Annotated in this window: 23 protein-coding genes; 11 read left to right on the forward strand and 12 right to left on the reverse strand. The window is 58.3% G+C overall.

All coding sequences use genetic code 11. From position 1 onward, the window contains the following. Positions 1-127: 127 nt before the first annotated feature. From GNZ12_RS16025 to GNZ12_RS16035, 3 genes are all read right to left on the reverse strand, one after another. Positions 128-1,918 carry a chloride channel protein gene (locus GNZ12_RS16025; protein WP_172311381.1) on the reverse strand — a complete coding sequence of 597 codons (1,791 nt, stop codon included), beginning with the start codon at positions 1,916-1,918 and terminating at the stop codon, positions 128-130. 2 nt (positions 1,919-1,920) lie between these two features. After that, positions 1,921-2,337, reverse strand: coding sequence for a MarR family winged helix-turn-helix transcriptional regulator (locus GNZ12_RS16030; protein WP_172311383.1), 417 nt, complete (start codon positions 2,335-2,337; stop codon positions 1,921-1,923). Positions 2,338-2,423: 86 nt separating this feature from the next. Next, positions 2,424-3,590 carry an HPP family protein gene (locus GNZ12_RS16035; RefSeq protein ID WP_235993758.1) on the reverse strand — a complete coding sequence of 389 codons (1,167 nt, stop codon included), beginning with the start codon at positions 3,588-3,590 and terminating at the stop codon, positions 2,424-2,426. A 374-nt stretch (positions 3,591-3,964) separates the two neighbouring features. Here GNZ12_RS16035 and GNZ12_RS16040 point away from each other — a divergent pair, with 374 nt between their 5' ends. Further along, positions 3,965-4,423, forward strand: coding sequence for a universal stress protein (locus GNZ12_RS16040; RefSeq protein ID WP_172311387.1), 459 nt, complete (start codon positions 3,965-3,967; stop codon positions 4,421-4,423). A gap of 14 nt (positions 4,424-4,437) precedes the next feature. Here GNZ12_RS16040 and GNZ12_RS16045 read toward each other — a convergent pair whose 3' ends face one another. Then, positions 4,438-5,004 (reverse strand): DinB family protein, encoded by a 567-nt coding sequence (locus GNZ12_RS16045; RefSeq protein ID WP_172311389.1) that lies wholly within the window; start codon positions 5,002-5,004, stop codon positions 4,438-4,440. A 262-nt stretch (positions 5,005-5,266) separates the two neighbouring features. Further along, on the reverse strand, positions 5,267-5,722 hold the full coding sequence (locus GNZ12_RS16050) for a DUF2501 domain-containing protein (protein ID WP_172311391.1): 456 nt from the start codon (positions 5,720-5,722) through the stop codon (positions 5,267-5,269). A 158-nt stretch (positions 5,723-5,880) separates the two neighbouring features. On the opposite strand from GNZ12_RS16050, the gene GNZ12_RS45535 reads away from it, so the two are divergent. Then, positions 5,881-6,045 carry a hypothetical protein gene (locus GNZ12_RS45535; protein WP_172311393.1) on the forward strand — a complete coding sequence of 55 codons (165 nt, stop codon included), beginning with the start codon at positions 5,881-5,883 and terminating at the stop codon, positions 6,043-6,045. A 26-nt stretch (positions 6,046-6,071) separates the two neighbouring features. Here the strand turns inward: GNZ12_RS45535 and GNZ12_RS16060 are convergent, their stop codons facing one another. Both GNZ12_RS16060 and GNZ12_RS16065 read right to left on the reverse strand, forming a co-directional pair. Then, positions 6,072-6,230 carry a hypothetical protein gene (locus GNZ12_RS16060; protein WP_172311395.1) on the reverse strand — a complete coding sequence of 53 codons (159 nt, stop codon included), beginning with the start codon at positions 6,228-6,230 and terminating at the stop codon, positions 6,072-6,074. Positions 6,231-6,270: 40 nt separating this feature from the next. Further along, positions 6,271-6,477 carry a hypothetical protein gene (locus GNZ12_RS16065; RefSeq protein WP_172311397.1) on the reverse strand — a complete coding sequence of 69 codons (207 nt, stop codon included), beginning with the start codon at positions 6,475-6,477 and terminating at the stop codon, positions 6,271-6,273. 409 nt (positions 6,478-6,886) lie between these two features. Between GNZ12_RS16065 and GNZ12_RS16070 the strand changes: the two genes are divergently transcribed. The 4 genes from GNZ12_RS16070 to GNZ12_RS16085 all read left to right on the forward strand — a co-directional run bounded on the left by GNZ12_RS16070 (position 6,887) and on the right by GNZ12_RS16085 (position 11,012). Then, positions 6,887-8,137, forward strand: coding sequence for a metal-dependent hydrolase family protein (locus tag GNZ12_RS16070; protein WP_172311399.1), 1,251 nt, complete (start codon positions 6,887-6,889; stop codon positions 8,135-8,137). Between the two features lie 51 nt (positions 8,138-8,188). Further along, complete coding sequence (locus GNZ12_RS16075) at positions 8,189-9,559, forward strand: MFS transporter (protein WP_172311401.1); 1,371 nt, start codon at positions 8,189-8,191, stop codon at positions 9,557-9,559. Positions 9,560-9,752: 193 nt separating this feature from the next. Next, a complete protein-coding gene (locus GNZ12_RS16080) occupies positions 9,753-10,220 on the forward strand; it encodes a hypothetical protein (RefSeq protein ID WP_172311403.1) in 468 nt (155 codons plus the stop codon). A 168-nt stretch (positions 10,221-10,388) separates the two neighbouring features. Beyond that, positions 10,389-11,012, forward strand: a complete 624-nt coding sequence (locus GNZ12_RS16085; protein WP_172311405.1) for an MlaC/ttg2D family ABC transporter substrate-binding protein — start codon at positions 10,389-10,391, stop codon at positions 11,010-11,012. Positions 11,013-11,145: 133 nt separating this feature from the next. On the opposite strand, the gene GNZ12_RS16090 is transcribed toward GNZ12_RS16085, so the two are convergent. After that, entirely contained in the window at positions 11,146-11,346 is a 201-nt protein-coding gene (locus tag GNZ12_RS16090) for a helix-turn-helix domain-containing protein (protein WP_172311407.1), read from the reverse strand. Positions 11,347-11,467: 121 nt separating this feature from the next. Here GNZ12_RS16090 and GNZ12_RS16095 point away from each other — a divergent pair, with 121 nt between their 5' ends. The 5 genes from GNZ12_RS16095 (at position 11,468) to GNZ12_RS16115 (ending at position 16,562) form a co-directional block, all read left to right on the forward strand. Beyond that, positions 11,468-12,115 (forward strand): TetR/AcrR family transcriptional regulator, encoded by a 648-nt coding sequence (locus tag GNZ12_RS16095; protein WP_172311409.1) that lies wholly within the window; start codon positions 11,468-11,470, stop codon positions 12,113-12,115. Between the two features lie 344 nt (positions 12,116-12,459). Next, on the forward strand, positions 12,460-13,095 hold the full coding sequence (locus tag GNZ12_RS16100; protein ID WP_154559326.1) for an NADPH-dependent FMN reductase: 636 nt from the start codon (positions 12,460-12,462) through the stop codon (positions 13,093-13,095). A gap of 653 nt (positions 13,096-13,748) precedes the next feature. Beyond that, positions 13,749-13,979, forward strand: a complete 231-nt coding sequence (locus GNZ12_RS16105; protein ID WP_172311310.1) for a hypothetical protein — start codon at positions 13,749-13,751, stop codon at positions 13,977-13,979. Positions 13,980-14,172: 193 nt separating this feature from the next. Next, positions 14,173-15,372, forward strand: coding sequence for a bifunctional 3,4-dihydroxy-2-butanone-4-phosphate synthase/GTP cyclohydrolase II (locus tag GNZ12_RS16110; protein WP_172311411.1), 1,200 nt, complete (start codon positions 14,173-14,175; stop codon positions 15,370-15,372). A gap of 242 nt (positions 15,373-15,614) precedes the next feature. Further along, the gene (locus GNZ12_RS16115; protein WP_172311413.1) at positions 15,615-16,562 is read left to right on the forward strand and encodes a LysR family transcriptional regulator; all 948 of its coding nucleotides are present in this window, start codon (positions 15,615-15,617) and stop codon (positions 16,560-16,562) included. Between the two features lie 156 nt (positions 16,563-16,718). Here GNZ12_RS16115 and GNZ12_RS16120 read toward each other — a convergent pair whose 3' ends face one another. The 4 genes from GNZ12_RS16120 to GNZ12_RS16135 form a co-directional block, all read right to left on the reverse strand. Then, on the reverse strand, positions 16,719-17,057 hold the full coding sequence (locus GNZ12_RS16120) for a BON domain-containing protein (RefSeq protein WP_172311415.1): 339 nt from the start codon (positions 17,055-17,057) through the stop codon (positions 16,719-16,721). Between the two features lie 94 nt (positions 17,058-17,151). After that, the gene (locus tag GNZ12_RS16125) at positions 17,152-18,216 is read right to left on the reverse strand and encodes a porin (RefSeq protein ID WP_172311417.1); all 1,065 of its coding nucleotides are present in this window, start codon (positions 18,214-18,216) and stop codon (positions 17,152-17,154) included. A 261-nt stretch (positions 18,217-18,477) separates the two neighbouring features. Further along, a complete protein-coding gene (locus tag GNZ12_RS16130) occupies positions 18,478-19,512 on the reverse strand; it encodes an amidohydrolase family protein (RefSeq protein ID WP_216673232.1) in 1,035 nt (344 codons plus the stop codon). Positions 19,513-19,551: 39 nt separating this feature from the next. Further along, positions 19,552-20,058 (reverse strand): nuclear transport factor 2-like protein, encoded by a 507-nt coding sequence (locus GNZ12_RS16135; RefSeq protein WP_172311419.1) that lies wholly within the window; start codon positions 20,056-20,058, stop codon positions 19,552-19,554. Positions 20,059-20,254 lie beyond the last annotated feature (196 nt).

Below are 20,254 nucleotides of genomic sequence, written 5' to 3' on the forward strand. Positions count from 1 at the left end.
GTATCCCTAAGACTACTACACCGTGAAGGCCGTCATTCCGGCCGCTTGAGGAGAGCACCTGCCCATTGGTCAGGCATTGACATTCGTGAGAGCGTGTCAATAGGCGAGGCGGCGCTGCGCAGCAGGGTTAACCGCTGCGCGACCAGTACCGCTTTCGAAGGGCTGGCGTGATCCGCCGGAAACGCTCCTTCTTATGCTCTTCTTCAAAATGGCTGAGCGACGGTTTGATCAGATCGCTACGCGATACGATCCCAACCAGACGCATCGTTTCCCGGTCAGCAACGACGGGCAAACGTTCGAGGCCATGTACGGCCAGCCTCGTAGCGACGAGCCGGCAGGTTTCGTCGGGCAATGCAAAAGCGGGGGACCGCTGCTGCAGCACGTCAACCAGGCGCAGGTGGCCTTGCGATCCTGAGTCATCGTGACAGAGTTGTTGAAGCAGCACCCGGTCGACCATGCCAAGTACCGCACCCTCTCGCGACACCGGGTACGCACGGCGCGTCTGTGTGTCGCCAAAGTACGTCGCAAGCGCATCGGCGACGGTCATTCCGGCATCGATCGATTCGACCGAGGTTGTCATGACCTCGTCGACATAGTGACGCTCCAGCGGGTCAACGCCGTACTCCCGATAGATGTGATAGCCGCGACGCGCGATTTTTTCGGTCATGATCGAGCGGCGCATCACCACGGTCGAGAATCCGTGCGCAACCAGTGTGGCGGTCAGAAGCGGCAACAGGGCATTGCTGTCGTGCGTGAGGCCGAACGCGAAGACGATCGAGGTCAGTGGCGCACCCAGCGTCGCGCCGAGCGTGGCCGCCATGCAGACTAGCGGCCATAGCGCCGGCTGATTGCCGGGCAGAAAGTGGGCGAGCACCGTGCCGAGCCCGGCGCCTAGCATCAGCAACGGTGCGAGGACGCCACCGGAGGTTCCCGATCCCAGCGCAACCACCCACATGACGGCCTTGACGGCCAGCAATGCGAGCGCGATCTGCAAGACAATATTCTGGTGAAGCAGATCGCCGATGACGTCGTAGCCGACACCGAGTGCGCGCGGCTCGATGAATCCGCCGATGCCGACGATAACGCCGCCGAGCGCGGGCCACCACATCCAGTGAATGGGCAACTTGCCAAACAGATCTTCCGTCTTGTACAAGGCAGCAGAAAGACCTGAAGCCAGTGCGCCAGAAAGCAGTCCTGCAATGACGCACGAGATCAGCGACCAACCATCAGGGGTACCCGTCTCAAGCGGGAACAAGGGTCCGGTACCAAAGAATGCAGCGCGGGCGAAACCGGCTACCGCGCAGGCGAGCGCGACCGGCAGGAAGCTGCGCGGCCGCCATTCGAACAGCAGCAACTCGACTGCCAGCAACACAGCGGCCACAGGTGTGCCGAACACGGCGGTCATGCCCGCTGCGGCGCCGGCGACCAGCAGTGTTTTGCGCTCCGCCGATGTCACTTTCACGCATTGAGCGATGAGCGAGCCGAGTGCACCACCCGTCATGATGATCGGTCCTTCGGCGCCGAACGGGCCACCGCTGCCGATCACAATGCCCGACGACAGCGGTTTGAGTATGGCGACCTTCGGCGACATCTTGCTCTTGCCGAACAGGATCGCTTCAATCGCTTCCGGAATGCCGTGCCCACGGATTTTTTTGGAGCCGTACCGCGCCATCAGACCCACGATCAAACCGCCCGCCACGGGCATCAGGATCACCCAGGCGCCGAGCGTGTTGTGGGCCGGTGAGCGGTCCGCAAACGACAGAACGCCAAAGAAAAACAGATTGGTGAAAAAATGAATCAGATTCAGTAATACGAATGCGGCAAGCGTGCTGACGGCGCCGACGCATGCGGCAAGTACACAAATGCCGGGCAGCCGCGCATTAGCTGCAAAATCGCGCTTGTGGGAATCCGTGCTCATCTTTACTCAAAGTCGATCTGTGGGACCCGGAAGGCACCCTCGAGCGATTTGAGCTCGGCACGATGCAGTTCCGCCAGTTTTGCCAGTACCTTTTCACCCGCTTTTTCCAGGTGGACCTCAACCTGACGGCGGTCGGTTTCACTAGCCTGGCGACGGACCAGATTGAGTACCTCACACCGGGACACCAACGCGACGACACCGTGATGCTGTGCCTGAAGCCGCTCCGCCAGTTCGCCAACCGTCGCCCAATCGCGCTCCGGATAACCCTTGATGTGCAGCAGCAGCAAATATTGCAGCGGCGTGATGCCCTCGCTCTGGGCGGCCTGTTCCGAGAAACGTTCAAAGCGCCGCATCTGGTAGCGAAATTCCGACAGCTGTTCGAAATCGGCCTTGCGCAGCCCGCGAATCCGTTCTTTCATTGGATATCCGCCAACGTTAAAACTGCAATTATATCATAGAGTGATATAAATGATCGCAGGCCGGCTGTAGCGGTGGTGTGCCGTCGTCATGCAGGCTGCTTGTCCTTCGCGAAGGTCTGACGATACAGGCCGGAGATCAGATCCACTTGCGTAATCATGCCGACTACCTGGCCCGTGGCATCGAGTACTGGAATATGGTGGTGGCCGTAGTTCGCGAACATTGGCACGAGGTCGGTAATCGGCGATGCCGCCTCGACAGTGCAGACTTCAGTGCTCATCACCGTGCCGACATTCGGTGCGGAAAGCGGATCTCGACGCAGCCAGCCGTCGAAGTAAGCGGCGATGGAGGAGGTTTTTCCGAGTGTTCGCTTGTCGATCAGATCCGCGCGGGTCACGATGCCGAGCAACCGCTGCGCCGGATCGACGACAGGCAGGGCTTTGACATGATTGCGTTTGAGCAGGCCCCAGGCGGCGGCGGTCCGGGTGTCCGGCGCGACCGTCACGACGTGACCCGACATGATGTCCGCGCACGTTAGTTCGTTGAAGGTTCGCGAGAACGCCTGAAGCTGCGTCTCGCGCAGCAGTGACTCGAGGTCGTCCGGATCGATGTCCAGCATTTCGCTGCGCCTTTTCAGAACCGCTTCGAGATCCGCTCTGGTGAAACCTGAACGCGACGCTTCGTCGGCGGGTGTGCCTGCCTGGCCCCGGTTTTGGCGGCCGGCGTGCGGATAGCGATGACCGGTGGCGGCGTGATAGAGGATCGCTGCAAAGAGCAGGGCGACCGACTGCGCGGCAATCGGCTCAAGCACGAAAGCGTAGCCCAGCGCATGCACCGTGGGACCGCCTAGCACCGCCGTCAACGCAACAGCACCCGAAGGCGGATGAACACACCGAAGGGCGAACATACCGCAGATCGACAGGGCGACAGCGAGGGCCGCCGCCAGGATCGGGTCCGCAATCGTGCTCGCACAAGTCACGCCAATCGTCGCAGAAACGAGGTTGCCACCCACAATGGACCATGGCTGAGCGAGCAGGCTCGCTGGCACGGCAAACAGTAATACAGCCGAGGCACCCATTGGTGCGACGAGCAGTGGAATGTTCGCCGCGTGTCCGAGCAGGAGATGCATCGAACCGCCCGTGAACGCGATACCGAGCAGCGCGCCGAGGCAGGATCGCGCGCGCTCCTGCCATTTGACCGTAATCGGGGCGGGAATAAAGCTGGAAAGCCAGCTGATTGCGATGGATCGAAACAAGATCTGACCGGAAAAAAGAGGACACGAAGTCAATCGCGAGGCCATGACCTGGCGGGGAAGCCCGCGCGAAACGAAATAAACAATCGTCGCGATTATATTGCATTGTGATATATCTTGGCGCTTTCGGTCAGCCGTAGCGAAGATGGGGCCATTCCCCATCGAATTTTCACGAGCGCTCGTTCATCGTCGCGGTGGCCCACAATGCACGTTGAGGGGCAGACATATCTGCGCTCCAAGTTATATCAAGAGGTGATATATAATGGAGCCTAGGAAGATTCGTGTGCGGATGGCTGGCCACCCGTTCTGGACGAGGCGCGGCGAGCGCAGCCGGATTGACTTCCGCGCCGGCGCGGTGAAAGAGGAAAGGAGGGTGTATGTCGGCTTTCGGCCGTGTGCTTCTTTGCTATGACGCAACCCGTGAAGGGCAGCAGGCGCTGAGAGAGGCGGCCGCGCTGGTCGAGGAACTCAGTGTGGAAACGCACGTACTCTCCATCCTGAGTAACTCGGCATGGGTGCAGAGCGCAGACATCACCTCCGCCGTGCCCTTTGACGTCGTCGAGACGGCCGCCAGAGAACTGCTTCAGGAGGGACTCAAGAAGCTCGCGGCGCGTGGAATCCAGGCTACCGGGCATTTCGCCGTCGGCGAGCCATTGGATCAGATCCCGCTGTTTGCGAAGGATTTGAACGTCGACCTCATCGTGGTGGGTCACCGCCATGCCACCCGCCTGGCGCGCTGGTGGGCCGGCAAAAACGACGGGCGGCTGCTGGACAGAGTCAGTTGCAGCGTGCTCGTCGCGATGTGCCCCGCTGGTGATCACGAGCCGAATGCGTAGGTGTTGGCCGACGTTCACCTTTCCTCGATATGAACGACCTCTGGCAAAGCCGCTAGGCTACGAAGTCGGCGCGAGGGTTCTGTTCTGTGCAGATGCACGGCGTAGGTGTCCCAGGGCAACTTGATACCTTGCTCCGACCCATTGGAAACCTGAACCAAAATTCGCCCTACCTCGCCGCGATGATAGCCGCCATGGGTAACGACGTGGGTCAGCATTTCTTCGCGCGTCATATACCCACTGTCCCCATCCGTGAACGTAAAGGGCACAGATGCGGACAGCATGGCCGGAGTAACGGTCCCTACATAGTCAAGGTACCAGTGATCTGCAGCCGCCAGGCCAGCACGCAGTTCCGCGAGCTCTGGGGTCTCTGGCGTATTGTCCGACGCGAAGTGCTGACTTTCGCCAACGAGATGCGCTGCGAAAATTCTGTTCACTACCAGACAATGATTCATAAGCCGGATGGCAAGATGCAATTCCGCCGGATGGCGCTCAGCGCTCAATCCATTCATTGCCTCAAGTAATTCACCATTAGCCCACGCTTGATAACGGAACATCTTGAGAAGTAATTCACCTGCGCTCATAGTGGCAATCTCCGGATCATGAATAACATGCGGGCTTGGGTCTTACATTATTTCCGCAGGGAACTTGCATGTCTACTCGCATTCCCGACCCAGACGCCGCGATGCGGAAGAAGCCGCGCCACGCACGTTTCCGGGCCACGGTGGCGGCAATCGTTGAGGCTGGAACTCGCGTTCTGAATTGGGAGCGGCGAACGCGGGGAGAGGGCGCAGCGCGCGACGCACCCGCCCCGGCAACGAGCAACACGCATTGCACCACGCGTGCTTACAGCAGGGATTTCCCCTGCGCGAGAATCTTGTCGCAGACCTGCTTCGTGGCCTCTTCCTTCAGGCCGCCACCGCTCAGGTCCAACTGCTGGCCGCTGCCGCTGCTCAGGATACCCTTGGCGCCGTTGGTATAGCCGCTGTCAGACGAGGCCGAACTGGAACCGCCCGGGAGCTTGCTCATCAGCGAGTCCTTGACCGAAGAGGCGCTGTTGCCGCTGAGATAGTTGTTCTTGATGCAGAACTCCAGCACGCCCGCGACGTTGCCGGTGCTGCCAGACGTCAGTGACTGACCTGACAAGGCACTGCCCATGCCACCGAGGCTCCCGAGGCCGCCGGTCGATCCGCCACCTCCGCTCTGGTTGAGCAGGTTTCCGAGCTGCGCCTGAGCGGCTGAGACGGGTAGCAAGACGGCGATCAGGATCCCTGTTGCGGTGCGATACATACGTGCTTTCATACTCGAACTCCCTCTGCTGGCTGGAAATTCTCTCTACTATAGTGCCTTTCAGTCGTATGACAGACAGCATGTCACGTTAAATATTGTGTGGCGCAATAAGGGAGGAGGCGCGCATCTTCTCTGAAACCGGACCGATTCTGGATGAGTCCGGTGAAACGATGGCACGGTACAAGGCGCACGGCGAGCGGCTTGCAGTAGAGCAGGGCCAGCAGAATGTGTCGCTTGAGCGCGAAGGGCTGCTGAATCGGACCCAGGTCCGAGAGAATCTACAAAGGAGTGCTGCCGAAATCCGCATGAACCACGTGAGCCGCTTCATGTCGTGACCATTGACGGGTCCGGAAGCGCATCTTCAGCGCCTAGGGCGCATCACTTCCCAGCAATCGCGATGGTCCATCTGCATGAGCTTGCGCCGCCGTATCGTTTCGCGCCAATAGTGAACGGCAACCAGCAGCACGGCGGCGCTCAGCGCGCACAGACCCACGACGATTCCTGTTCCCGATTCGGCCACGGAACACTCCTTGTCTATGAAACGGATCAAGCGATACGTGTCATTCGTCGTTCAGGATACGAGCGGCAGCTTTCAGAAACATCTGTCCGTCATCGGTAATGAGAGGACGTTGTTGCCCGGAAGCGAGGTTTTCCAGCGTGACGAGCTGGCGGTCCAGAAGCGCCTCCAGATCGGCGCTGTCCAGACTCAGCAGATCCGGTGCATCCTTGAGCAGCATGAGGGTAGCGAATTCATGTGGACTGAGCATCTCCGTCTCCTGGCTGAGCCTGTTGCTTCGCTGGGAATCTGATCCGTTGGCCTCGCTTCGCGAGCAGGATCAATTCGGGGATGGCTGCTACGGGATGTCACCCTGCGTTCGGGTGGCATGTCGCGCGCCAAGGCACCCATCTTAATGCTGAGGTGTCCAATAGATCAATATGTGGGAAAAACTTTTTCGACATTTTTACGGTACCAGCGTGAAGCCGTCGCGGTGCAGCATGACCCCGCGACCCGCGAACGCGGGCCGCTTCGCGCCACGTGTTCGTCAGCGCACATACTTTAAGCTTACTAGTCCGACCCTGATGAATATCCTGGCAGCGCTTCCATACGCTAGCCTGCATACTCGAAGCGAGGCCCGAATGCCGGGCGCTGCGATCGAACCCTGAAGGAGACAACAGTTGACCACCTTCCTCTTCCGTAACGGCGCGCTTCTCGATCCTACCCGTCCTGATCTGCTAGAAGGCTTCGAAGTCCTCATTGAAGACGGCTTCGTCCGCGAAGTGTCTGACAAGCCGATAAAAAGCAGCAGCGCGCGCGTCATTGACGTCAAAGGCAAAACGATCATGCCGGGTTTGATCGATCTGCATGTGCATGTCGTCGCGATCGAGTTCAATCTGCCGCGCGTCGCGACGCTCCCCAACGTGCTGGTTACGCTGCGTGCGGTGCCGATCATGCGTGCGATGCTGCGCCGCGGCTTCACCACCGTACGTGACGCAGGGGGTGCAGGGTATCCATTCAAGCAGGCGGTCGAGTCAGGGCTGATCGAAGGTCCACGTCTTTTCGTATCCGGCCGCGCGTTAAGCCAGACGGGTGGTCATGCCGATCCGCGCGCCCGCTCCGACTACATGCCGCCCGATTCACCCTGCGGATGCTGCGTGCGCGTAGGCGCGCTTGGCCGCGTGGCAGACGGCGTCGATGAAGTGCGCCGGGCCGTGCGCGAGGAACTGCAGATGGGCGCCGACCAGATCAAGATCATGGCTTCGGGCGGGGTTGCATCACCGACCGATCCGGTCGGCGCATTCGGTTACTCCGAAGATGAGATCCGCGCCATCGTAGCCGAAGCTCAGGGACGCGGCACCTATGTACTGGCGCATGCCTATACGGCTGCGGCGATCGCGCGCGCGGTGCGCTGTGGCGTGCGCACGATCGAACACGGCAATCTGATTGACGAGGAGACCGCCCGCCTCGTCGCAGAGCACGGTGCGTATGTGGTGCCGACCCTTGTCACTTACGATGCCCTTGCAAGCGAAGGCGAGAAATATGGACTGCCGCCGGAAAGCATTGCGAAAGTTGCGGACGTGCATGGCGCCGGCCTGCACTCGATTGAAATCATGAAGCGCGCCGGGGTCAAGATGGGCTTCGGCACGGACTTGCTCGGCGAGGCGCAACGTCTGCAAAGCGATGAGTTCCGGATCCTGGCCGACGTCCTGTCACCGGCGGAGGTGATTGTGAGCGCGACCATTGTTGGGGCAGAAGTGCTGGGCATGCAGGACAAGCTCGGCAGAATCATGCCGGGTGCCCATGCCGATGTGCTGGTGGTCGATGGCAATCCGCTGAAATCCGTCGATTGCCTGTTGGGGCAGGGCGAGCATATTCCGCTCGTGATGAAGGATGGCCAGCTCTTCGTCAACGAGCTCGAAAACGTTTGACCGTATGCCCCTGCATCCGCGGCACCCCACAGTCCCTATCGGAGCCTGTTCATGTCGATGATTGCTGACCGCATCGAGCGCCTGCCGTTTTCAGGTTTTCACCGCCGTCTGCTGTTGATGGGCGGCCTTGGCTACACCTTCGATGCGATGGACGCGGCCGTGCTCGCGTTCCTGCTGCCGGTGCTGCGCACGCAATGGGGGCTGACGAGTGTCCAGACGGGCGTGCTGGGAAGCGGCACGTTCATCGGCTATTTCGTCGGCGCGATGGTGGCCGGCATGCTCGGCGATATCATCGGCCGACGCAAGGTCATGATGGTCGCGCTGGTGATTTACTGTGTGGCGTCGCTTGCCAGCGCGGTCGCGAATGACTGGGGATTTTTTCTTGGAACGCGCATTGTCGCCGGGTTGGGGACGGGCGCGGAAAGCGCCATCGTCGCGCCGTTTCTCTCGGAGTTCGTGGCGCGGCGATATCGCGGGAGTTTCACGGGCAGCCTCGCGGGGTTTTTCTCCTTTGGCTTCGTGGCGGCCGCACTGCTCGGCTATCTGGTGATCCCGCTCGCACCGAATGCATGGCGCGCCGTCATGGTCATCACTGCGTTGCCCATTGTGATGCTGCTCTGGTGGCGCCGCGCGTTGCCCGAGTCACCGCGCTGGCTCGAGGCGCGCGACCGGCACGCGGAGGCCGATGCGATCGTGTCGCGGATGGAGGAGGAGGTGACCAAAGCGGGCATGCAGTTGGAGCCGCTGGCTCCCGTGCGCGGCGGAGCCGTTCCGCTCGCGGCCGGACGGGCCTCGATCGTCGCGAATGTCAAAGCGTTGTGGTCGGCGAAGCTCGCGCGCATCACGGCCATGACGTGGCTGATGTGGCTATCCATCACGTTCAGCTACTACGCCTTTTTCACGTGGATTCCCGGCTTGCTGGTGCAGAACGGGATGACGATTACGCGGAGCTTTTCGTATTCGGTCGTGATTTACCTTGGACAAATCCCGGGATACTTTTCAGGCGCGTGGCTCAACGAGAAGATCGGCCGGCAGGCGACGATCGCGTCATACATGATATTGGGCGGCGCATCGGCGCTCGGGCTCGCGTTGACGCATACGGATGCCGGCATCATGGTGTCGGGCATCCTGCTTTCGTTCTTCATGAACGGCACCTATGCCGGCGTTTATGCCTATACCCCGGAGGTGTTTCCCACCGACGTGCGCGCAACGGGCACCGGACTCGCTTCGTCCATTGGCCGGCTGGGTGCGATTGCTGCGCCTATCCTCGTCGGGTACGTCTATCCGCGGCTGGGCTTTGCCGGGGTGTTCGGTGCGACGACGCTGGTGCTGCTGACCGGTGCGTTGGCCGTGGTGCTCATGGGGGTGCCGACGCGCGGAAGGTCGCTCGAGGATATTGCAGCAGGGCAGATCGAACATTGAGAAGAAGCGGGAAGTGCGATGTTGTGCTCTTCAGCGACGCCCCTGCGGATCGGCGTCTGGAACCGGTTTTTGAGGAATTGTCGGTTCCGCAAGTCAGCGCGGTTGCTGGGCATCGGTGATTCGGTATAAAGATTCAGGCGTGCATGCCGTTATCTAGCGTATGGCTCCGAGTCCACGTATTCCCAGATCAACCATGCTACGCCACGACACATCGAATCGACGCCGCGCTTTCGCCGGCATCATGTTGGCTGCGCTTTCCAACCTGGTAAGCGGCTGTAGCGACGGGATATCAGAGGCCGACGTCGCATTCGTTACCGCCGGAACACCGCCCCAATTCGAATCACTACGGATGTACGGCGCCCCCCCGGATAACATCGCCCCGGGCAGCAGCGCGCATGCCCCGATGCAGCTTCACCAGGGCTGCCAGGCGATCATCCAGGCCGGCGGGCGCGAGGTGCGCGAGACGGTGATTCTCGAGGACGAACCGGGCGCATCCTTCGATCTGGACGTCGCCCGTGCGTCCGACGGATGGCACGTTACTTCGGATGGACTCAGACCGCCGAGCGCCGATCCCGTCGGCTTCCGCACGCGGTTCACCACCTGCGTGAACGCGCTTCGGGACAAATACGCAGCGGAACCGGAAAAAGCGCCTTTCAAATGAGCTTCGATGGTGCGTGCAGTGCGCTCGGTTTTTCCCGTGTCGGGTTCGTGTGTGTCAAGCGTCACCCTCTGACTTTCAACAGTGACGAGTGCTGGCGCGAGATGTTTGCGCGTAGATGGAGGATACTTGCGTAGCAGCACGCTAACCCATCCAGCCGGGATCCTGCACATGAAGACACGTTATCTAGTGACGCTTTGCGCGGCGTTGCTCTCGTTTGGCGGTGCGGCGTACGCGCAAGTCGACCAATCGGAGCCGCAGGTTCTGATCAAGACCGCGACGCAGCAGATACTCGACGAGGTGCGCACCCGGGCGATCGAGCCGGACGATATTTCCCGCATCATGGATATCGTGAACCGCGACATCATTCCTTACACCGATTTTCGCCGCACCACGTCGCTCGCGATGGGCCACTACTGGCGGACGGCAACGCCGGCACAGCAACAGCAACTGGTCGAACAGTTCAAGATGCTCCTGATCCACACCTATTCGGGCGCTATCGGCCAGCTCCAACCCGATCAACGGATCGAGTACCCGCCGATACACGTTGCGCCGACCGATACGGACGTGGTGGTGCGCACGATTGCGACCAGGAACGGCGAGCCAGCCGAGATCGATTACCGGTTGTACCGCACGCCGCAGGGCTGGCGCTTGTATGACCTGAACGTGCTGGGCGTCTGGCTGATCCTGACATATCGGCAGCAGTTCAGCGACAAGATCCTGGAAAGCGGTGTGGACGGTCTGATCCGGTTTCTCGCTGAGCGCAACGAGCAACTCGCTGCGGGCAAGCAGTAAGTGACCGTTGGGTAAGACGGCAATTGTCTGCGCTTTACCGCTGTAGGTCGCCGCCTCGACCGATTGAAGAAATTTGCGACGCGCCTGAACGCCTCGTGAACCGGACGGCTGGTAAATCCCATCTGATCGCGCATCAGCTCATGTTCCAAGGTTTGCAGACGGAGGATCGCGACGGCCCAGCCGGTCCTGCAGCCTCGTAGCGCCGCACCAGCCGGCTGACCTGGCGGCTCACACAGCTCAGCCGTTCGGCCGCCAGCACGACCGTCAGCCGCAGCTGGACGACCGCCTCGATGATCTTCACACGCTCGATCTCGCCGCGCGAACTGAAGCGCATCAGGGTGGTGTGCGTCAGGGTCGTGCCCCGATATCTAAAATGAATATGAATTCACTTTCATTTTAGATATCGGGCTGCTATAGTTGTCTGCATGGAAGTCGGATAGGTGGGTAGCGCAGACATGGCAATCGAACAGGCGGGGCGTTTTCGCGAAAGCACGAAGCGTAGTAAGACGGAAGCGGCAATCAAGGCTGCGGCCCGCCGCGTGTTGGCGCGAGACGGCTATCACAACGCGAAGATTAGTGATATCGCGGAAGAGGCGGGTAAAGCAATTGGGTCCTTTTACCAGTACTTCCGAAACAAAGAGGAACTGCTTCTGGCACTTGCTGAGGAATTCCGGATCGCAGTGCAAGACAATATTGGCGCCCCCAGCGGGATCGAACTGGACCCCTTTGACAATTTGCGCGGGGTGGTGCGTGCGTTCTGGCGGGCTTACCGCGAACACGGGGCGGTTGCCGTAGCGGTCTTTCAGGCCGCGATGGTGAACGAGTCGTTCGCGGACATGTGGCGGCAGATTCGTGCACAGGGCATCCGCATCGCCAGCCTTCGAATTCGCCTCGCGCAGCGTCGCGGTTATTGCCAGGGCGTTGATCCGGAAGTTGCAAGCTCGGTGCTTTGCTCGATGGTTGAATTCAGTTGCTACAACTGGGTTGTCGCAAATGGTGACCTGGAGTTGTTGAATCGAAACATTGATGACTCTGAGCTGGTTGAAACGCTAACGAAAATGGTAGTTGGGGCAATTCGATGGCGAGAAGATGCGGGTCACTGAACGCGGTCGACATTGAATAGCCGTTGGAACTGATCGTTGGCGAGTACTTTGCGCAGTGACTCGGATGACGGTCGGATCCGTCTGAACTGACAATGTGAGGGAGCATTTTTGATGTAGTCCCCGTATGTTGATCGCGTGGGATCTCGCACGGGGAGCAATGATGGGTTTGGTGATGATGTAATGATATGGATTCCTTACGTTTTATCCGTGGCGCGATGGAAGTGTTGTGTGGCCTGAAGAACTTGCCGCTCCCATTTCTGGATGATGCCCGGTAATCAAGGCGAGTATGGCGAGTCCGAGGGGCTATCTGTCCGAGCTTCCTCAGCAATTTCTGGAGATTTACGATGTCGTCCGAAGATAACTTTCGTCCCTTCATAGTTGGCCTCGGTGGTACGTCTACGCCGGGTTCATCTACTGAAAAATCGCTCAGGATCGCGATGTCCGCGGCCGAGAGTGCGGGGGCTGATGTACAGATGTTTGGGGGCGAAGTACTTGCATCGTTGCCCCACTATCTTGTGTCGAATGCCGCCGACAACCCATGCGCGGTCCTGCTTTTGAGAGCAATCAGGGCTGCCGACGGAGTGGTCATTGCCAGCCCTGGGTACCATGGAACGATTTCCGGACTGCTGAAAAATGCAATTGACTATCTTGAGGAGACGGCCAAGGATAGTCGCCCGTATCTGGAGGGTGTTCCAGTTGGTCTGATAGCAACGGCCTATGGCTGGCAGGCGACAGGCAGTACCTTGGTCACATTGCGGACAATTACCCATGCCCTGCGTGGTTGGCCTACGCCGTTTGGAGCCGCGATCAATAGCTCAGGTGGAATCTTTGTGAACGATGAATGTATCGATTCCAAAGTAGCCGATTCTCTAGAAACGGTCGGCAGGCAAGTCGTGGAGTTCGCTCGGATGAAGAAGTTGGCCACACTGAAGAGTTCGGACAGATGGAACACAGATCCCGTCGAATATCGTGTTGGTTAGCGAAAGAGACGCGCTGATTTGCAATTAATAAACGATGATGAATATTATTAATATAAATATATGATGATTTTAAAATCGGCTGTGTTCTCGTAGACGAATATCGCAGGCGCTCCGATAGTATTGCGGCGAGGCCGATGATTCTCATCGACGCCGTCCAGCACGGCACTTCAGGAAGCGCACCACGTGCGAAGCGAGCGACAGTACGCGCGCCCGATGACTCGCGAGTGGATCCGGTCGTCAGTGACGAGAAGGCAAATCGGGGCGAGTGATTCAGTAGAGGAAATTAGGAGGCCAAAATGCATGCGGATGTAAATTCGTTGCGGTGGCTCATTGAAAAATGGTTTGGTTTCCCGTCTGACGGCACCTATCGACTTACGCGATCATCGCGTGTGCATTCGCCTGTAGGTCGCTGCGTGTGCTTCGAATCGACTGGGGCCGGTGTTGCAATCAAAATATTCTTTTTCCGTCACGACGATGGGTCATGGAGTGTTTTTCCTCCTGCCTCGAAGAAGCCAACGTTCGCTCTAAATTAATTGCGTCGCGACGTAGATGTACCTGTTGTGTGGGGCAAAACTGGCACCCAGGAACCACATCGTATGGGTCGATTGCTTGCCGGGATTAGCAGGGAACCCATGTGTAGGAGGAGACGACTGATGGACATTATCGAACTGGCCATCGCTTCAGGGATGCACATCACGCTGGATGGTCGCATCGGCACGCAGGAATACAACAGCGTGCATGGCTCGGTGCAGGCATTGCGACGCTTTGCTGAAGCAGTGGTGGTCACAGTCCCATTCATTGCCAGGCATCAGGTGCTGACCGAAGCGGATGCCCGAGCCGACTCGGCGAACACTCAAGGCCGTGAGGCCGGCAATGATTGCTAGAACCTAGCCGCAATTGTGGCCCGTGCCGCAGGCTGGGGCAATGTGCGGCTCGAGCGGGTGTTTATATCGGACGCCGGCGGGCGGGACTTTGTTGGCGACTTTCCCGCCCGCAGATCTCGTAGTTTCACGAACGGCGCTTCAGCCTGATCGCGGGCGCCGTGCCATATTGATTTGGGAATGAAGGAGACGGGACGTGAAGACAGATTCGATCGAAACCGCAATTGGCGCGATTGCGGCCGGGCGGATGGTCGTCGTAGTGGACGACGAAAACCGCGAGAACGAAGGCGATCTGATTATGGCTGCGCAGGCCGCAACTGAGGCCGACATTGCCTTTATGGTGCGCTACACGAGCGGAGTGCTTTGCGTATCGCTGCCGGGGGAGCGTTTGGACGCGCTATCGCTTCCGCTGATGGTGGCGAACAATAGCGATTCGATGGGTACTGCATTCACGGTGAGCACGGACTATCGCATCGGTACGACGACGGGAATTTCGGCGGCCGACCGTGCCATCACCGTCAGGGCACTCGTCGACGAGAATGCCGACGCTGCGGAGTTTAACCGGCCGGGACACGTCTTCCCGTTGCGTGCGGTGCGCGGCGGCGTATTGCGTCGCCCCGGACACACCGAAGCAGGGGTTGACCTCGCGCGACTCGCAGGGATGGCGCCTGGTGGCTTGCTGGCCGAGATCGTCAACGACGATGGAACGATGGCGAGGTTGCCGCAATTGATGGCGTTCGCGCGAACACATTCGCTGCCCATTATCACGATCAAGGATTTGATTGCGTATCGCCGCAAGCATGAATGCATCGTAGAACGCATGTCGGTCGCGCGTCTGCCCACCCGATATGGTGTGTTTACGGTGTATGGGTATAAGGAAACGTTTACTGGGCAGGAACACGCGGCGCTGGTAATGGGCGAATTGCAGGGAAACGACTCGCCTCTTGTGCGTGTTCATTCGGAATGCCTCACTGGAGAAGTGTTCGGGTCGATCAGATGCGATTGCCGTGCACAACTTGATCTGGCGATGAGCCAGATTGCAGCAGAAGGCCGCGGCGTTATTGTTTATCTCAAGGGACACGAAGGGCGAGGCATCGGATTGACCGAGAAACTGCGGGCCTATGCGTTGCAGGATGAGGGCCTCGATACCGTTGAGGCAAATCTGCAATTGGGTCTCCAGGTGGATGCGCGAGATTACGCGGTTGGCGCCCAGATTCTCCATGACCAGGACGTAACAAAGATGAGGCTGATGACAAACAACCCGCGCAAGTATCAAGGCATCTCCGGGTTCGGATTGAGCATCGAGGAACGCGTGCCCCTAGTAACGGTGCCAAACAGCGAAAACGCTTTCTATCTGAGAACAAAACAAGCCGTGCTCGGACACATGCTGGACTGATTTTTGCAAAACAGACGCTCAACACGGAGGAGCGCGCGGTCACCATGATCGAACATCGTTAGAGAGGCGCCGCATAGGCCATCGCACGACTTGGGCGAAGCGCCTCGACAGTTTTGCGTGAACTGGCGCGCCACGGCGCGTCGTCTATTAGCTGGCTGAGATGCGCCCGAGTTCGTCGTGGACAGTGAGTTGCCAAACGCTGGACTTGCTAAACGTTGCACTTGACTCTTGAGGTGATCCCCATGGATCTGCGCAGGATTCGATATTTCGTGGCTGTTGCCGAAGAGCTGCACTTCGGTCGTGCGGCAGAAAAGGTAAATGTCGTGCAGTCGGCGGTTAGCCGGCAAATCAAGCTTCTGGAGGAGGAGCTTGAATTCACGTTGTTCACACGCATTGGCCCAAAGGTGGGTCTCACCATTCCAGGCGAAATTTTTCTGCCAGAAGCCTATGCAATCCTTCAACGGGCGGACGAAGGGCTGGAACGGGTGCGCGCTTGCGCTCGCGGCACGGTCGGCCGCTTGACGATCGGCTTCGTTGACGTCGCGCTCTGGGCGACTTTGCCGGCAATCTTGAGTGAGTTTCGCAGTCAAGCTCCGTCGATTGATCTGCAATTGCGGCAGCTTGACCGCATCGCGCAGATCGAAGCGCTGAATACCTCGGCGATCGATATCGCCATCTTTCCGTCACCTGCGCCACTGGATGCGGATATCTGTACGGAACCTTTCGCTGCTGCTCCCTTCGTGGCTGTACTGCCTAAGCAACACCGCCTCGCCGGTCGCCGTGACATCTCGTTGCGAGAACTAGCGACTGAGCCTTTCGTCCTGTTCCCCACGCGTAAGCGGACCCGGATGCTGGAGATGATTGTCGCGGCCTGTTCGGGGGCGGGATACATGCCCAGGGTGACACAGGAGGCTGAGCAGCTTCATACCCTGATGTCGTTGGTCAACGCCGGGATCGGTGTGACACTCGCACCGAAATGGGTTGCTGAAAACTTTTCTACAGGCGCATCTTATGCGTACCTGACCGATCCGTTACCCGATTATGAGCTGCGGATCGCGTGGCGAAAGGCGGCGACCAGCACCAATGTCGCGATCAATCAATTTAGACGAGTCGTTCAGCGCATGTCACCTGGTCTTGAAGCCAGACCGTTCCAGCAGATTGCTGCTCTGGAAGTCAGTGAAGTCGATTGAGATACTCCATTAAAATCACTGGAAAGTGAGACGATGGCTGATGACCTGCGTGTTTTGGATGCGCTCGTCCATCCCTACAATGAATCGTATTGTTTAGGGGGCAAACGACCGTCTGGGTGGCACGGACCATTGAATGATACCCAGAGCAGTCTGATTCTATTGACCGGGCTGACGGATCGTCAGTGCGTTGTTGACCGAGCTTACTCCACTTACACCTCGGGCGACTTCGCCAGCACGCTCGATTTGAGACTGGTCGCTGACCGAGCCTGCGAGCGTGACCGATCCATTCTTCGCACGCACGAAGATGGTCGGCGTGTCGACAATCTTCGCCTTGATCAGGGCCGCTCGCACTTGTTTCGAAAGCGCGCGATCAGCGGCCCTAATCGACTTGGCTGATTGAGGCGCTGGGGCAGAAGCCTCACTTGTCTGGGCATAAGCACCCATTGACGCTGACGTGAGAAGGCAAAACACCAAAAACGCAAACTTACATTTCATCGGGGCATCTCCTAATAGATATCAGAAGCCAAAACTTCACCGCTTCGCGACTTCCTCATAACGTTATCGCGTGTTAGCGCCATTCCTAAGCACATCAGAACATGTGCATGATGCCGATGTAACTACCTTGCTGATTATGTCCTTGCAAAGGTGGCGAATCTTGCGTCTCTACAGGAAACGCTGCATTTGCGCCGTTGAACATTGAGGCAACCACCACGTAGATAAATGTGCGCTTCGAGAGGTTGTACGTCGCGCCCAGGGCAGCGAGGTTGGCAGTTCCTCCGCCGTGATTGACATTGGTGTGGTACCACGCAGCCTGTAGCTGAAGTGCCGGATTGAACTGATAAGACACGCCAACCCACTCCTGACTCGCTCGTGTTGCACCAACGGTGTTGGTCGAATCGACGACAGTATCCGATCCCGAGGAAACCAGTTGCTGGTAGCCCGTGTAGAACTTCCACGCCTGCAGCTGGTACGTGGCACCAGCCATATACTCTTTCGAGTTGCTGTACAGGCCCGAGAAGTTTCCGTTCGCGTCCCGACGCTCGTCGTAGAGTCCGTAGCCAGTGAATCCACCCAAAGAATATTGCACGCTCGCACTGAATGTTCGCGATGCCTTGAAGTTACCAGCGGTATTCCCGAAGCCGTTTTGCACGCGAAACGAAAGACCGTGCATCTCCGGCGAATTGTAGGTCAAAGCGTTCACCGCCTGTCCAGTTCCGCGGTACCTGGAAAAGTTGAGGACGCTGGTCTGCTGTGCGACAAACGGATCGAGGTACCACTCAGTTGCGTCCGACAACACCATTGCACGGCCGGCCCACAAACTGCCGTAGGTGTCGTTTGACAGGCCGACGTACGCATAACGATTCCAGTAAGCATCCCCGATTGTCTGGCCGGTTCCCGCAAGGAACATATTTTCCAGGTTGAAGACTACTTTCGTCCCCCCGCCAAGATCCTCTTTGCCGAGAAGACCAAGAAAGCTTGCCCCGTACTGATTGCTGCCAAACCGAAAGAGGTTTTTGCTGCCGTCCGGAGTCGCAACGTGGTTCACGAAATCAACATCAGCAGCCACACGTCCGTAAAGCGTCAGAGAGCTTTGGGCGTGCACCGCACAAACACCGAGCGAGGTTAACATCATGCAAACAAGCTTTTTTTTCATATTTCGTCTCCTAATGTGGTCATTTAATATGTCTAATTCAACTCTGCATGTCAGTTCTTCAGATAAAGCAAAAACACATCATCGGCGCGTAAGAAAATCGCTTTTATAATAAGAAACGTCAGGGTGTGTTCATCTATAATCTATATCGGAGTCCAAATTGATTTACCGGATCGAACCGAAAATATTGCGCGTGAGCCTCCGAACGGGCGGAACCGGACTGACCTATGCAGCGCCCCCTAATGTGATGTGGTGCGAGATAAATTACATTGCTGTTTGAGCATGGGCGTCAAACGTGGTGGAAACGTCCAATTTGAGAATCCGATCGGCGTTGCCATGCGCGATCTTGATCCGATCCGCGGGAGACAGCGGCAGAGCATCAAGGAATTTTCGCGCCGGTGCGTTGGCACTGTACGGATAATCCACGCTAAACATGATCCTGTCCGCACCGAATGCAGTCAGTGCGTTCAGGAAAGGTGATAGGTGAAATACACCCGATGTTGTGATGTACACGTTATTCACGATCGTCTGGCTGATCGGGTTCGCGCCACGGCTCAAAAGCACGTCATCGGAGCGTCCGAGCATGAAAGGCAGCATTTCTCCCATATGCCCAACAATCGCCGTCAAGCCGGGAAATTTCTCGAACGTCCCGGCTAGTGCCAACCTGAGGACATGAATCGCGGTCTCCGAATGCCAGCCGAATATTCCGGACGCAAGCAACGGCCCGGCTCGACCTGGCAGCCCGTCGTAGTAACAGTCATATACCGCCTTCGGTGGCAGATTGGGATGAATATAGATCGGCACATCGAGCGCGACAGCCCGAGCCAGCACCGGTGTGAAACGTTCGTCATCGAGGAAGCGGCCATCGGTGAGTCCGTTCACCATTGCACCGCGAAAACCGAGATCGGAGACGGCGCGTTCCAGCTCGTCTGCCGCTGCGTCAGGTTCTCGCATCGGCAGATGAGCAAATCCGCCGAACCGGTTCGGATGCCGGCGCACGGCAACGCCCAGGCGATTGTTCGTCTCCTGGGCGAAGCGGATTCCGGCACCACCGTCTAGAAGATCGGCCCCGGGCATACTCGCGGAAATCACTTGCTGAGTGATACCGTGCTCGTCCATGGCAGCAAGGCGGCCAGCATCGAGATCCCCTAGTACGATGTCGCTCTCTGGGGAATAGCCGGGATTGCTGCTGGCATCAAAATGGGCGTGGACCAGCGGGGGAACAAGGAAATGCTCCTCAAGAGCTACGATCCTCATCTTCTCTCCTGTTGAGATAACCCGCTCGTCGCGACGATCCAATTTTTCACCGCGGAGGCCGGATTATTGCGCTTTCAGATGTCAGGAAACCTTGAGCGCGCCGCTGTCCATGTAGACGATCTCGCCAACGAGCAGACCGTCCCGGCACTCGAGTACGATCATGCACGGTGATTTGACCGACTTTCCGGAAACGTTGAGACTTTGCAGGTCGTCCCCGGCGGCTTCCACGTCGAACTCTCCCTCGACGTAGATGTAAGTGTCCACGACGGTCACGCGCGTAAAAGACTTGAGCGCCGGACCAGGCCACTTTTCGAAACGGTCGAGATAGAACTCGCGGATGCCGTTAAAGCTGTCTACGTCAACGCCGAGTGCCGGAATTCTTTGGTAGGAGCCAACCGGATGAACCGTCGCCATCGTTTCTTCGATGTCGCTCGACCATTCCGCGACGAGATGGCGTTCAAACACTTCCTTGTTAGCCCGGCTCAGGTCGGTGTCCGCCACAAAGACGGGGCCGTTTGTGTAGCTTTCGATTGAAAAGGGTTTGCCTTGCCACATCAGAGCTTTGGTACGGGTCTGCAGGGTTGCCATATTCTGTCTTCTCCTTGTAGATAGAGCTCAACTGACTGGCTCGTCACGGCCTTCGCGTCTATGCGTGCCAGCCCATACCCATAAGCTAATGCCGCCTTCATAGCGTGTCCAACGGCAAATCCTGATGGCATGATCGAATCTTGTGAACGTCTTTCGGGCCTTCAGACTGGTTCACTGCGACTGCCGAATGAGATCT

The organism is Paraburkholderia solitsugae (genome assembly GCF_013177695.1).
In the GTDB taxonomy this organism is placed as follows: Bacteria; Pseudomonadota; Gammaproteobacteria; order Burkholderiales; family Burkholderiaceae; genus Paraburkholderia; species Paraburkholderia solitsugae.